Below are 13,698 nucleotides of genomic sequence, written 5' to 3'. Positions count from 1 at the left end.
CCGCCCCATGCCTCAGAACTCGAAGGTCGCGCTCAGATGCAGGCGGGTGTTGTCCACCGTCTGGTTGTCAACCTGCGTGCGCTTGTCCCAGATCACCTCTCCGCCCATGGCGAGGTTTTCCAGCAGGTTGTATTTCGCACCGATATGGACCGATTCCAGTTTTTCCGTGTCGGTCGGCAAGGCGCCGGCGAACGAATCATAGCTTTGCGAGCCATAGGCCGCCAGCACCGACAGGTCGGGCCGGATCTTGTGGCTGATGGCGACAAGATAGCCGTCCATCTCGACCGCGTTTCCATCCGCGTCGATGTCATAGAAGGTCCTGCCGCCTTCGGGGCCTGCTTGCTGGCCTGCAAAGCCGCTGAACCCCATGATCGAGGAAATGCCCTCGCCGCGGGTATAGCTGGCCTGGATCAGCCCGTTTTCCCACGGCTTGAAGGTGGCGCCGATGTTCAAGCCCCAGCCGTTGGCGGTGCCTTGCTCGCTGCGCAGCTTGCGATTGATATAGGCAAGGCGCAGGCTTCCCCTCTCGAATTTCTGGCTGACGGCAAAGGCAGCGGCCGGCCGGTCGCCCCAGTTCTGGTAATCCTCCTCGATCGAGGCGTCGATATGGGTGCCGGTGCCGACATCGGTCGAATAGCGGATCATCGGAGCGCGGAAGTTCGCCGGACCTGCGGTGCCGTTGAAATCCCAGACCGCCGGCGTCTCGTTCAGGATCGAGAAGGTGGACCAGGTCTGGCCGATGGTCCAGTTGCCGATCTGCCCATAGGCGTGACGCAGGCGGACCGTGCCGCCGCCATTGCCGAAGAAGTCGCCTTCGATGTTGAAGCGCAGCTTTCCATAATCGGTGTCCTGTTCGGCGCGGAATCCGAAAAGGGTCTGATAGGCATGGATTTGCTGGTCGCTGCCTTCGGGCGTGTCGTCGGTGACAAGCGCGATCCCCCCGGTCGAGGGGCCAAGCCCGTAGTTGTTGTCCAGGACGGCATCGACCTTCACCTTGCCGTAAAAGCTCAGCTGCATGCCGAAGCGGTTGGTGATCTGCGCCGGCTTCTGCTGTTCCGCCTCCAGCGCGGCGACGCGGGCTTCAAGTTCCGTCATCGTTTGCGCTTGGGCGCTGCCCGCCATCATCAAGCACGCAGCTGCCATGCCCACCGCGACTGCGGCGGGAGATTGATGTTTCCCCAACATGTTTCCTCCTCCCTGAGGATGCGGTGCCACGTATCGGCACACGCGTTCGAGATTACAGGGAAAGAAAGTAGTAACCAAGCGATTTATACGCTTAACCCCTGTATGCTGGCATAAAGGACACTATACTATCGGATAAGGGAAAGGTGCCGTCCTGGACATCGGTCGAATGTCCGGGCGTGATCGTGCGGCGGGGCATTGCCCGCCGCAATCCGGCGGCCCTGCGGGGCCGCGTCAGGTCCGGTGAAAGACCGGGGGACGTTTTTCCAGAAAGGCCGTCATGCCCTCGATCTGGTCGGCCGTGCCGAACAGGGAATGGAACAAGCGCCGTTCGTAAAGCAGCCCCTCGGCCAGCGGGCCTTCTTCGGCGCGGCGCACGGCCTCGCGCGCCAATCGGGTGGCCGGGCGTGAATACGAGGCGATCTGCCGTGCGGCTTCCAGCGCCGCGGGCAGGACCTGGTCGTCGGGAACGACCCGGGCCACCAGCCCGGCCGCCAGCGCCTCGGCCGCATCCATGGTGCGCCCGGTCAGGTGCATGTCCATCGCCCTGGCCCGTCCGATCAGCCGGGTCATCCGCTGCGTGCCGCCGATCGCCGCGATCACGCCCAGCTTGATCTCGGGCTGGCCGAACTTGGCGCCTTCTCCGGCAATGGCGAAGTCGCACATCATCATCAGCTCGCAACCGCCGCCAAGCGCATAGCCGTTCACGGCGGCGACCTTCGGTATGCGCAGGTCGGCAAAGCGGCTCCATTCGCTGAAATAGTCAAGCTCGCTCATCTCGGCCGCGGATTTGCCGGCCATCTCGGCGATGTCGGCGCCGGCGGCAAAGGCGCGTTCGGACCCGGTGACCACCAGGCAGCCGATGCCGGTGTCGCGGTCCAGTTCCTCGGCCGCGGCGATCAGGTCGCGCGCCAGCGCGCTGTTCAGCGCGTTCAGCTGCTTGGGGCGGTTCAGGCGGATCAGCGCCACATGTCCTTCGCGGGAAACTTCGATCAGGTCAGGCATGGGTTTTCCCCCGCTTCTCGAACCTCGGCAGCATTGCAGAGAAGTCCTGGCCCTTTCCGTCCTCGTGTTCGACAAAGCGGGCATAAAGCGCGGCGGCCAGCGCGCCCATCGGCGTGTCGGCATCCGCGGCCTCGGCCGCCTGCTGGCTCAGCCGCAGGTCCTTGAGCATCAGTTCCGCGGCAAACCCCGGCTTGTAGCCGTTGTCGGCGGGCGATTTGGGTCCCACCCCCGGTGCGGGGCAATAGGCGTTCATGGACCAGCTGTAACCCGAGGATGTGGACACCACGTCGAACATCTTCTGGCGGTCGAGGCCCAGCTTGTCGGCCAGGGCAAAGGCCTCGCAGGTGGCGATCATGGTGACGCCCAGGATCATGTTGTTGCAGATCTTGGCGGCCTGGCCTGCGCCGGACGCCCCGCAATGCACGGCCTTCTGGCCCATGATGTCGAACAAGGGCTTGACGGTGGCGAAGGCGTCGTCGGACCCGCCCACCATGAAGGTCAGCGTGCCCGCCTGCGCCCCGCCGATCCCGCCCGAGACCGGCGCGTCCAGCGCATCCAGCCCCGCCGCCCGCGCCTGATCGGCCACCGCGCGGGCGCTGTCCACATCCACGGTGGAACAGTCGCACAGGACCGCGCCCGGCTTCATGGCCGGGATCACCTGGTCGGCCACCGCGCGCAGGATCGCCCCGTTGGGCAGCATGGTGATGACCACGTCGGTCCCGCTTGCCGCCTCGGCAGCGCTGCCCGCGCGGGTGACGCCCTCGGGCATCGGCGCGGCCAGGTCGAAGCCTGCGACATCATGCCCGGCCTTGGCCAGATTGGCCGCCATCGGGCCGCCCATGTTGCCAAGTCCGATGAATCCGATCTTCATTTGCCATTCTCCCATTCGATTTCGTCGTCGCCCAGCGGCGCCAGCATCGCCTTGACATGCGCAGGGCTGGCGTCGGCCGCCCAGCGGGGCTTGCGGTCCTTGTCGATGATCTGCGCCCGCACGCCTTCCAGGAAATCGCTGTCCCGCGTGGCGCGCCAGGTGAAGCGCAGCTCGCGTGCCAAGCTGTCGCGCAGGCTGGCGTCGCTGCGCGCCGCGCGCACCAGCGCCAGCGTCGCCGCCAGGGACAAGGGCGAGTTGCGGCGCAGCGGCTTCAGCGCCGCCTCGTCGCCCGCAGCCTCCAGCGCCGCGACGATCTCGGCCATGGTCTGCCTGCCGAAGGCCGAAAGGTCGCGGCCCTCCAGCGGCGCCTCGGGGCGGGGACGGGACCGGATCGCCGCCACGTCGCCCGTCTCGGCCAGCCGGTCGATCAGCGCCGGCCATTCCGCCTCGGGGATATAGCTGTCCGCGAAGCCGGTGAAGATCGCGTCGCCCGCGCCGATGCACGCCCCGGTCAGGCCCAGATATTCGCCGCAGCGCCCCGGCGCATGGCCCAGAAGCCAGCTGCCGCCCACGTCCGGGACCAGGCCGATGCCGGTCTCGGGCATGGCGATCTGCGTGCTGTCGCCGACGATGCGGTGGCTGGCGTGTCCGCCCACGCCCACGCCGCCGCCCATCACGAAGCCCCCCATGAAGGCCACCACGGGCTTGGGATACTCCTTGATCCGGGCGTTCATGCGGTATTCGTCGCGAAAGAAGTCGCGCCCGACCTGGTGGTCGCCTTCAAGCGCCGCGCGGTAAACCGCCGCGATGTCGCCGCCCGCGCAGAAGGCGCGGTCCCCCTCGGCGTCGATGACGACCAGCGCCACCTCGGGGTCATCGCGCCATTCGCGCAAGGCGGCGTCGATGGCCAGCGCCATCTCGTGGTTCAACGCGTTCAGCGCCTGCGGGCGGTTGAAGGTCAGGCGGCCGGCGCGGCGGTCCTTGCGGATGATCATTCCGGTCATTCAGCCACGCTCCGCCAGCAGGGCGCGGCCGACGATCAGCCGCATGATCTCGTTGGTGCCTTCCAGGATCTGATGGACGCGCAGGTCGCGCACGATCTTCTCGATCCCATAGTCGGCCAGATAGCCGTAGCCGCCGTGCAGTTGCAGGCATTGATTGGCCACATCGAAGGCGTGGTCGGTCACATGCAGCTTGGCCATCGCGCAGAACTTGCTGGCGTCGCGCTCGCCTCGGTCCAGCTTCCAGGCCGCCTGGCGCAGGAACACGCGCGACGATTGCAGGGCCGTTTCCATTTCGGCCAGGCGGAACTGCAAGGCCTGGAACCGGTCCAGCGTCTGGCCGAAGGCGCGCCGTTCGCCCATGTAGCGCAGGGTCGCGTCCAGCGCCGCCTGCGCCCCGCCCAGGGCGCCGGCCGCGATGTTCAGCCGCCCGCCGTCCAGCCCCGCCATGGCATAGGCAAAGCCGCGGCCTTCCTCGCCGATCAGGTTTTCTTCCGGGATCACGCAGTCGTCGAACTGCACCTGCGCGGTGGGTTGCGCCTTCCAGCCCATCTTGTGTTCAAGCGCGCCGAAGCTGAGACCCGGCGTTCCGGCCTCGACCACCACGGTCGAGATGCCGCGCGGCCCGTCGCCGCCGGTGCGGACCATGACGAGGTAGCAATCCGAATACCCCCCGCCCGAGATGAAGGCCTTGGTGCCGTTCAGCTTCCAGCCGCCCGGCACCCGCTCGGCCCGGGTGCGCAGGGCGCTCGCGTCCGATCCGCTGCCCGGTTCGGTCAGGGCATAGGAAAACACCGTTTCCATGCTGCACAGGCCCGGCAGCCAGCGCGCCTTGTTGGCGTCGGTGCCGAACTTGTCGATCATGCCGCCGCACATGTTGTGGATCGACAGGAACGACCCGACCGAGGGACAGGCCATCGCCAGCGCCTCGAAGACCAGCGTGGCATCCAGCCGGCCCAGTCCCGTGCCGCCGTGATCCTCGGTGACATAGACGCCGCCGAAACCCAGCCGGGCCGCCCGCGTCCACAGGTCGCGGGGAATGGTGCCATCATTTTCCCATTGCCGCGCATGGGGGGCGATATGCTCGGCCCCGAATTCCCGCGCCAGATCGAATATCGCCGCCTGTTCCTCGCTCGTCGCGAAATCCATGCTTTCTCCCTTGGCATGTTGCGTTTCCGTCCGCCGCCTTGGCCGGCGGGTGACATGCGCCTAGCGCAGGACCTCCATCTCGTTGGAAGCCGCCAGGACCGCAGGCAACAGTTCCGCACGCCCCCGATCCAGAACGACGACATCGCGTTCGACCACCCGGGACCGAAACCGGATCTCGCCCGCATCCAGGGCGAAGATCTCGGTCTGGATCGTTTCGCCGGGATAGACGGGGCGCGAGAAGCGCACGGACAGGTGCCGCAGCCGCTCGGGCGCGCCGGGGCACAGCGCCGCCATCAGCGCCCGGCAGGCGATGCCCATCGTGCAAAGCCCGTGCAGGATCGGACGGTCGAAGCCGGCCTGCCGCGCCAGTTCGGGGCTGGCATGAAGCGGGTTCATGTCGCCGCTGAGCCGGTAAAGCAACGCCTGCTGCGGCAGGGTGGGCTGGCGCAGGACGTGATCCGCCGCACGTTCGGGCAGGGGGGCCAGTTCGGGTTCGGGCGCGCCGAACATGCCGCAGCCGCCATCGCCCCGCAGCATGTAGGTCGAGCTGACCCGTGCGACCGGCTGGCCGTCGGCATCGCGCAGATCCTTGCGCAGATAAAGCAATGCCCCCTTGGCCGCGCCGCGGTCCACGACGCCGGTGACACGGTATTTCGCGATCACCTCGCCCGCGGGCGGCAGGGGGCGGAGGATGTCGAAACGCTGCTCGGCATGAAGCAGCTTCTGCCAGCCCAGGCGCAGTTCGGGGCGTTGCACCCACAGGCCGGGATGGGCCAGGATATTGACCATCGCGGGGACGGCGCGAAGATCCTCCTCATAGGTGAAGCGCAACTCGTCCCGGCTCAGCGGGTCGCTGCCGAAGCCCAGGCCCAGGGCATAGAGGATGGTGTCCTTGTTGGAATAGCCTTGCCGGGTCTCGTCGAACCGGAAGCGGCGCAATACGTCAATGTCCATTCTTCCCTCGTCACGTGTCCCGGCGGGACAGGTAATCGGTGCTGGCGCCCAGGAAGGCGCGGCAATGTGCGTCGTCGTCGTAATAAGAATCCTCGCCGCGCCGGCGCGACAGGACATAGAACACCGCGGTCTTCCAGGACACGAAGGCGGCAAACCAGGGCAGGTCCGCCAGCCCCTGGCCCGTGCGTTCGCGGTATCGGGCCAGCAGGTCCGCCACCGCCGGGAAGTCCGCCTGGTACAGCGCCCGGCCAAGATCCTGCAACGGCGTGCGGGTGATCCCCGGCGCGGGATAGGCGATCATGAAATAGCCCAGGTCCAGCCGCGGATCGCCCACCGTGCTGAGTTCCCAGTCCAGCACCGTCGCCAGCCGGACCGGCAGGTCCGCAGCCCACATCAGGTTGCCCAGCCGGAAATCGCTGTGAACCACGCATTGGCGGACCGCATCGGGCACCCGTTCGGCCAGCCGTTCGGCCATGGCGCGCAGGGCCGCGCCCTCGTCGCCGTCCAGGTCCGCGATCAGGCCGCGCAGCATGGCAAGATGCTGGCGGTTGGCCTCGGGGTCGTCCAGCGGGCGCGCGGTGACGCGGGCGGCGTCGATGCCGTGCAGATCCGCAAGCGCGTCGATCATCGCATGGGCCATGCCGCGGGGGTCCTGCCGCAACGGTTCGGGCAGGTCGCCCGACACCACGATGCCCGGTACATGCTCCATGACGTACAGCGGCACGTCCAGCGCCTCGCCCGCGGCGGCCATCGCCAGGACCCGCGGCGCCAGCACGCCCGCGGCGTTGAGCTTGGCGATATGGCGCGCCTCGCGCAGCACGTCCGGCGCATTGGCGCGAATCACCGGCTGGTGGCGGACGATCAGCCGCGAATCCCCCAGATCCACCAGCGAGGTGACATTGGAATGCCCTTCTCCGATGATCCTGACCCGGGGCAGGCTGCCCCGAGGCGCCAGTTCGCGGGCCTCGAGCCAGCTGATCAGCCGATCCGTGCCGGCTTGGGTCCAACTCCACTCCATGTCCTCGTCCTGTCTGCGGGTTATGTGCGCGGCAGCCGAGGCCAGCACGGTCTGTTGACCGCTGCCATATTATAAAGCACAGGACATAATTCAAGCTGAATGTTATGCTTGCGTATCGTATACATTAGTGCATATTTGCCTTGCACGGAGGAAAAGGCATGGCGAACAGATCCATCAAGAGCACCGGCGCTTACCTGCCCTTGCTGCGGTTCGAGCGGAAGGCCGCGCGGGCCGAACTGGCATGGTCCGGCCTGGGCGGCAACGGCAAGGGCCGCCGCGCAGTCGCCGGCTGGGACGAGGATGCCTTGACCCAGGGGGTCGAGGCGGCGCGCGAGGCCCTTGCGCAAGGCGCCGGCACGGTTGCAAGGGTCGTGTTCGCCTCGACCTCTCCGGCCTTCTCCGACCGTTCGCAGGCGGTGCTGCTGGCCGAGGCGCTGCACCTTGCCCGCGACGTGGAAACGGCCGATCTGGCGAACTGCCGGCGGACGGCCGTGTCCGCCCTGCTGCGGGCCTTGCGCGGCCCGGAAGGCGACGAACTGATCGCGGCGGGCGAAAGGCGCGCCGCCCAGCCGGGCAGCGCGGCCCACCTGACCTGGGGCGACGGGGCGGCGGCCGTCGTGGTCGGCGACGGGTCGGGCGTGGCGCGGCTGCTGGGCGCCGGGCGGGTCAATCTCGACCTGCTCGACATCTATACCTCGGTGTCGCGCGGCCTGCCCTATGCCGCCGAGGAGCGGTTTGTCCGCGATGTCATGGTATCGGAGGCGCTGATTCCCGCCGCGCAGGCCGCGCTGGCCCAGGCGGGACGGCGGGGCGAGGATGTCGCGCTGGCCGTGGTGCCCGAGACGGTCTCGGGGCTTTATGCCGCTGCCGCGCGCAAGCTGGGCCTGTCGGCGCCGAACGTCATCGACCGGCTGGGCGCCGAGGCGGGCGAGTTGGGCACCGCCGCGCCGCTTTTCGGGCTGGCGCTGGCGCTGGAACAGGCCGAGCCGGGCCAGATCGTGCTGCTGGCGGGATGCGGCAACGGCTGCGACGTGCTGGTGCTGGAGGTGACGGCCAAGTCCGATCGCCGTTCCGCGCACCGGGCGCTGGACGAGGGCGCGCCGCTGACCAGCTATTCGCGCCTGCTGTCGCTGACCGGCGGCATCGACCTGGACTGGGGGCCGCGGGCCGAGGTGAACCAGAAGGTTTCGGCCAGCGTGCTGGCGCGCCACGGGCGCGAGATGCACGGCTTTGTCGGCGGCCGCGATCAGGGCGGCAACGTGCAGTTCCCCAAGACGCCGATGCCGGTCAACCCGGCCCTGGCCGAACGGGGCGTCTACGAGGATGTCATCCTGCGCGACGAACCGGCCCGCGTGGTCTCGATCACGGCGGACCGGCTGAACTTCACGCCGGACCCGCCGTTCCATTTCGGGCTGGTGCAGTTCGGGAACGGCGCGCGCGTCGTGATGGAGCATTGCGATGTCGAAGGCGCGGCGCAAGAGGTGGGCGCCCCCTTGCGGATGCGGTTCCGCATCAAGGCGATTGACCGGCAGCGCCAGTTCCGCAGTTATTTCTGGAAGGCTGCGCCGCTGGCGCGTCCGCAGCTTGCAGCAAAGGAGTAGACCCATGGCCCAAGGCATCCGCGACAAGGCCGTCATCATCGGCATGGGCTGCACCCGCTTCGGCGAACGCTGGGACATGAGTTCGGACATGCTGATGGCCGAAGCCTTCGAGGAGGCGCTGGCCGATGCCGGCATCGGGCGCGACCAGATCGGCGCGGCCTGGCTGGGGTCGGCGCTGGACGACGTGAACGTCGGCAATTCGGCCATTCCGCTGGCCACGGCGCTGCGGCTGCCGCCGATCCCGGTCACCCGGGTCGAGAACATGTGCGCGACCGGCACCGAGGCGCTGCGCGCCGCGACCTATGCGGTGGCCTCGGGGGCGGTGGACATCGCCCTGGCGCTTGGGGTCGAAAAGCTGAAGGATACCGGCTTCGGCGGGTTGCCGATCCGCACCAAGGGGTCGGTCAACGACCTGTGGATGCCCTATGGCTCGGCACCCGGCACCTTCGCGCAGCTGGCCGGCGCCTATGCGGCGCGCCACGGCATCGACGCGGGCGACCTGAAGCGCGCCATGGCGCATGTGTCGTGGAAATCGCACCAGAACGGCGCGCTGTCGGAAAAGGCGCATCTGCGCAAGCCGGTGTCGATGGAAACCATCCTCCATGCGCCCCTGATCGCCGACCCGCTGGGCCTGTTCGACTGCTGCGGCGTTTCGGACGGGGCGGCCGCCGCCATCGTCACCACGCCCGAGATCGCCCGCAGCCTGGGCCGCGACGCGCTCGTCTCGGTCAAGTCGGTGCAGGTCTGCGCCTCGAACGGGTGGGAGATGCAGTATGGCGAGTGGGACGGATCCTACGTCCGCAACACCCGCATCGCCTCGGCCCGCGCCTACGAGGAGGCGGGGATTTCCGATCCCCGCCGCGACCTGGGGCTGACCGAGGTGCACGACTGTTTTTCCATCACCGAACTGGTGGCGATGGAGGATCTGGGCCTGTCCGATCCCGGCCGGGCGGTGGCCGACGTGCTGGACGGCCGGTTCGATCGCGACGGCGCGGTGCCTTGCCAGGTGGACGGCGGGCTGAAATGCTTCGGCCATCCGGTCGGCGCCTCGGGCCTGCGCATGGCATACGAGGTCTACAACCAGCTTCAGGGCAGGGCCGGGGCGCGCCAGCTGGACAACATCGACTTCGGCCTGACGCATAACCTTGGCGGCCAGCCCTCGAATTCGGTGGTCGCGGTTTCGGTTCTGGGCCGCCTGTAGTTCTGGGAGGAAATCATGGCAGGACGCTATTACGAAGGCTTCAGCATCGGCGAGGTCATTTCCCATGCCGTGCGCCGCACCGTGACCGAAATGGATAACACGCTGTTCTCGACCCTGACGATGAACACGGCGGCGATCCATCTGGACTACGAATATGCCAAGACCACCGAATTCGGCCGGCCGCTGGTCAATTCGGTCTTCACCCTGGGCCTGGTGGTCGGCATCTCGGTCAACGACACGACGCTGGGCACCACGGTCGGCAACCTTGGCTGGGAAGAGGTGAAGTTCCCCAAGCCGGTCTTCATCGGCGACACCATCCGCGCCGAGACCGAGATCCGGGCCATGCGCGTGTCCAAGAGCCGTCCGACCCAGGGCATCGTCACCTTCCTGCACCGCGGCTGGAATCAGCGCGACGAGATCGTCTGCCAATGCCTGCGCAACGCGCTGATGCTGAGGCAGCCCGAATGACCGCCGGGCTGCGTTCCCTGCTGTTCGTTCCCGCCGACAGCGAGAAGAAATACCGCAAGGCGCGCGACACCGCGTCCGACGGGCTGATCCTCGACCTGGAAGACAGCGTGGCGCCACCGAACAAGGACGCCGCCCGCGCGATGGTGGCCGGATGGCTGGACGAGGGGCTGGACGGACCCGCGCTGTGGGTCCGCATCAACGCGCTGGACAGCGGCCTGACGCTGGCCGATCTGGCGGCCGTGGTCCGGCCGGGACTGGCGGGGATCATGCTGCCCAAGGCCAACGGCGGGCAGGATGTCGCGCGGGTGGGCCATTACCTCGACGCGCTGGAGACCCGCGCCGGTCTGCCGGCCGGGGGGATCCGCATCATCGTTGTGGCGACGGAAACCGCACAGGCGATGTTCAACCTCGGTTCCTATGCGCCCGCGCATCCGCGGCTGGCCGCGCTGACCTGGGGGGCCGAGGATCTGTCGGCGGTCGTGGGCGCCGTCTCGAACAAGGATGCGGCCGGCGACTGGTCGCAGCCCTATCAACTGGCCCGCAGCCTGTGCCTGATGGCCGCGGCTGCGGCCGAGGTGCCGGCGCTGGACACGCTTTTCGCCGATTTCCGCAACGAATCCGGGTTGGTCGAGGCTTGCGGGATTTCGCGCCGCGACGGCTTTGCCGGCAGGCTGGCCATCCACCCGGCCCAGGTGGAACCCATCAACCGGGCCTTTGCCCCCTCGGACGAGGATCTGGCGCTGGCCGCCCGCATCGTGGCCGCCTTCGATGCCGATCCCGGCCTCGGCACGATCGGCATCGACGGCAAGATGTACGACATCCCCCATTTGAAGCAGGCGCGGCGAACCCTCGCCAGCGTGCGGAAAGGATAACCATGTTGCAGACCACGAACCAATCCGCCGAGGAACTGGCCGAAACCCGCGCCGCGATCCGCGAAGGCGTGCGCGCCGTCGCCTCGCGCTTCGATGCCGACTACTGGCTCGCGCGCGACGAGGACGGGGTGTTTCCCCGCGAATACCACCGCGCGATGGCCGATGCCGGCTGGCTGGGCATCACCATGCCCGAGGAATACGGCGGCGCCGGCCTTGGCGTGACCGAGGCCGCGATCATGATGCACGAGGTCGCCAGCCACGGCGGCGGCATGGCCGCGACATCGTCGGTGCATATCAACCTGTTCGGGCCGCATCCGATCGTGGTTCACGGCACGCCCGAACAGAAGGCGGAATGGATCCCGAACCTGATCGCCGGATCGGACCAGGTGGCCTTCGGCTTTACCGAACCCGACGCCGGCCTGAACACCACCCGCATCAAGACCTTCGCCGAAAAGGTGCCGGGCGGATATCGCGTGAACGGCCAGAAGGTCTGGACCTCGACCGCTCAGGTCGCCAACAAGATCATGCTGCTGACCCGGACCACGAAATACGAGGACTGCAAGCGTCCGACCGACGGCATCACCATCTTCTATACCGACCTTGACCGCAGCAAGATCGACGTGCGGCGCATCCCCAAGATGGGCCGCAAGGCCGTGGATTCCAACGCGATCTTCATCGACGACCTGTTCATCCCCGACGAGCATCGCATCGGCGAGGAAGGCCGGGGCTTCGGCTACATCCTCGACAGCCTCAACCCCGAGCGGGTGCTGATCGCGGTCGAGGCCATCGGCATCGGCCAGGACGCGCTGCGCCGCGCCACGCAATACGCCAAGGAGCGGGTGGTCTTCGACCGGCCCATCGGCCAGAACCAGGGCATCCAGCATCCGCTGGCCGAACGCTGGATGTATCTGGAAGCTGCCTGGCTGATGGCCATGAAGGCGGCCGAGCTTTACGACGCCGGCAAGCCCTGCGGGGCCGAGGCGAACACCGCAAAGTTCCTGGGCGCGCGGGCCGGCTACGAGGCCTGCGAAAGGGCGGTCTTCACCCTGGGCGGCTTTGGCTATGCCAAGGAATACCATGTCGAGCGGCTGTTCCGCGAGGTCACGGTGACCCGCATCGCCCCGATCACCGAACAGCTGATCGCCAGCTTCATCGCCGAGAAGGTTCTCGGCCTGCCGAAATCCTACTGAGGAGTTACGCCATGACGGGTCTGATGCAGGGCAAGGTCGTCGTCGTGACCGGTGCGGGCCGCGGTGTCGGGCGCGGCATCGCGGTGGACATGGCGCGGGCCGGGGCCGCCGTGGTGGTCAACGATCTGGGCGTGGCGCTGAGCGGCGCCTCGGAAACCGGCCTCAGCCCCGCGCAGGAGGTCGTGGCCGAGATCACGGCCGCAGGCGGCCAGGCCATCGCCGATGCCCATTCGGTGGCCGACTGGGACGGCGCGCAGGCGATGGTGCAGGCGGCGCTGGACAGCTTCGGACGCATCGACGCGGTCGTGAACAATGCCGGCAACCTGCGCGACGTGCTGTTCCACCGCATGTCCCAGGAGGAATTCGACGCGGTCATCCAGGTGCACCTGAAGGGCACCTTCAATGTCAGCCGCGCCGCCGCGCCGCATTTCAAGGCGCAGGAGTCCGGGGCCTTTGTCCACATGACCTCGACTTCGGGGCTGATCGGCAACCTGGGCCAGGCGAACTACGCGGCGGCCAAGCTGGGCATCGTCGGCCTGTCGAAATGCATCGCCATCGACATGCAGCGTTTCGGCGTGCGCTCGAACGCGGTCGCGCCGTTCGCCTGGACGCGGATGGTGTCCTCGATCCCCGACGAAACGCCCGAGCAGAAGAAGCGGGTCGAGGGGCTGAAGAAGCTGGTCGCCGAAAAGATCGCGCCCTTCGTCGTGGCCCTGACCTCGGACGCGGGCAAGGAGGTGACGGGCCAGATCTTCGGCGTGCGCAACAACGAGATCTACCTGTTCTCGCAGCCGCGCCCGATCCGCACCGCGCATACCGCGGACGGCTGGACGCCGGAAACCGTGGCGGAACGGGTGTTCCCCATGTTCCGCAACGATTTCTATCCGCTGCACAAGTCGGGCGACGTTTTCACCTGGGATCCCGTCTGAGGGAACCAGCGGGTTCCGCTCGGCGCCTGTCCAGCAGGCGGCAGGCAGGAAGGCAGGGAAAGCCGCTTCGCGGAGACCGGCGAACCAAGGGAGAATGACGAGCCATGACCGAGATGATCCGCGAGTCGATGGACTACGACGTTGTGATCGTGGGGGCGGGGCCTTCGGGGCTGTCGGCGGCGATCCGTCTGAAGCAGGTGGATCCGGACCTGTCGGTGGTGGTGCTGGAGAAGGGGTCCGAGGTCGGCGCGCACATC

General features: G+C 67.7%; 14 protein-coding genes. 7 read left to right on the top strand and 7 right to left on the bottom strand.

Annotated features, from left to right (window positions below; genetic code table 11):
• Positions 1–12 precede the first annotated feature (12 nt).
• The 7 genes from GIY56_RS15195 to GIY56_RS15165 all read right to left on the bottom strand — a co-directional run bounded on the left by GIY56_RS15195 (position 13) and on the right by GIY56_RS15165 (position 7,180).
• Positions 13–1,095 carry a DcaP family trimeric outer membrane transporter gene (locus GIY56_RS15195; protein WP_154765710.1) on the bottom strand — a complete coding sequence of 361 codons (1,083 nt, stop codon included), beginning with the start codon at positions 1,093–1,095 and terminating at the stop codon, positions 13–15.
• A 321-nt stretch (positions 1,096–1,416) separates the two neighbouring features.
• Entirely contained in the window at positions 1,417–2,187 is a 771-nt protein-coding gene (locus GIY56_RS15190) for an enoyl-CoA hydratase-related protein (RefSeq protein ID WP_154765709.1), read from the bottom strand.
• Complete coding sequence (gene mmsB / locus GIY56_RS15185; protein WP_154765708.1) at positions 2,180–3,058, bottom strand: 3-hydroxyisobutyrate dehydrogenase; 879 nt, start codon at positions 3,056–3,058, stop codon at positions 2,180–2,182. The genes GIY56_RS15190 and mmsB overlap by 8 nt, the downstream gene beginning before the upstream one ends.
• Entirely contained in the window at positions 3,055–4,062 is a 1,008-nt protein-coding gene (locus GIY56_RS15180) for an enoyl-CoA hydratase/isomerase family protein (protein WP_154765707.1), read from the bottom strand. The genes mmsB and GIY56_RS15180 overlap by 4 nt, the downstream gene beginning before the upstream one ends.
• A complete protein-coding gene (locus tag GIY56_RS15175; protein ID WP_154765706.1) occupies positions 4,063–5,208 on the bottom strand; it encodes an acyl-CoA dehydrogenase family protein in 1,146 nt (381 codons plus the stop codon). It lies immediately after the preceding gene.
• Between the two features lie 60 nt (positions 5,209–5,268).
• The gene (locus tag GIY56_RS15170) at positions 5,269–6,162 is read right to left on the bottom strand and encodes a MaoC family dehydratase (protein WP_196053647.1); all 894 of its coding nucleotides are present in this window, start codon (positions 6,160–6,162) and stop codon (positions 5,269–5,271) included.
• 10 nt (positions 6,163–6,172) lie between these two features.
• Positions 6,173–7,180, bottom strand: coding sequence for a phosphotransferase family protein (locus GIY56_RS15165; RefSeq protein ID WP_154765705.1), 1,008 nt, complete (start codon positions 7,178–7,180; stop codon positions 6,173–6,175).
• A gap of 158 nt (positions 7,181–7,338) precedes the next feature.
• On the opposite strand from GIY56_RS15165, the gene GIY56_RS15160 reads away from it, so the two are divergent.
• The 7 genes from GIY56_RS15160 to GIY56_RS15130 all read left to right on the top strand — a co-directional run.
• The gene (locus GIY56_RS15160) at positions 7,339–8,781 is read left to right on the top strand and encodes a hydroxymethylglutaryl-CoA synthase family protein (RefSeq protein ID WP_154765704.1); all 1,443 of its coding nucleotides are present in this window, start codon (positions 7,339–7,341) and stop codon (positions 8,779–8,781) included.
• A gap of 4 nt (positions 8,782–8,785) precedes the next feature.
• The gene (locus tag GIY56_RS15155) at positions 8,786–9,982 is read left to right on the top strand and encodes an acetyl-CoA acetyltransferase (RefSeq protein ID WP_154765703.1); all 1,197 of its coding nucleotides are present in this window, start codon (positions 8,786–8,788) and stop codon (positions 9,980–9,982) included.
• A 15-nt stretch (positions 9,983–9,997) separates the two neighbouring features.
• Positions 9,998–10,450 (top strand): MaoC family dehydratase, encoded by a 453-nt coding sequence (locus GIY56_RS15150; RefSeq protein ID WP_154765702.1) that lies wholly within the window; start codon positions 9,998–10,000, stop codon positions 10,448–10,450.
• Positions 10,447–11,322: an HpcH/HpaI aldolase/citrate lyase family protein gene (locus GIY56_RS15145; protein ID WP_154765701.1), complete on the top strand. Its 876-nt coding sequence runs from the start codon at positions 10,447–10,449 to the stop codon at positions 11,320–11,322. Before GIY56_RS15150 ends, GIY56_RS15145 begins: the two co-directional genes overlap by 4 nt.
• A 2-nt stretch (positions 11,323–11,324) precedes the next feature.
• Positions 11,325–12,512, top strand: a complete 1,188-nt coding sequence (locus GIY56_RS15140; RefSeq protein WP_154765700.1) for an acyl-CoA dehydrogenase family protein — start codon at positions 11,325–11,327, stop codon at positions 12,510–12,512.
• A gap of 11 nt (positions 12,513–12,523) precedes the next feature.
• Entirely contained in the window at positions 12,524–13,441 is a 918-nt protein-coding gene (locus tag GIY56_RS15135) for an SDR family NAD(P)-dependent oxidoreductase (RefSeq protein WP_154765699.1), read from the top strand.
• A gap of 104 nt (positions 13,442–13,545) precedes the next feature.
• Positions 13,546–13,698 (top strand): FAD-dependent oxidoreductase (locus GIY56_RS15130; RefSeq protein ID WP_154765698.1); only part of this gene is annotated, 153 nt, incomplete at its 3' end.

It is taken from the genome of Paracoccus lichenicola (assembly GCF_009708075.1).
Lineage (GTDB): Bacteria > Pseudomonadota > Alphaproteobacteria > Rhodobacterales > Rhodobacteraceae > Paracoccus > Paracoccus lichenicola.
The sequence above is the reverse complement of the archived record's forward strand: the minus strand, read 5'-3'. Positions and strand labels throughout refer to the sequence as shown.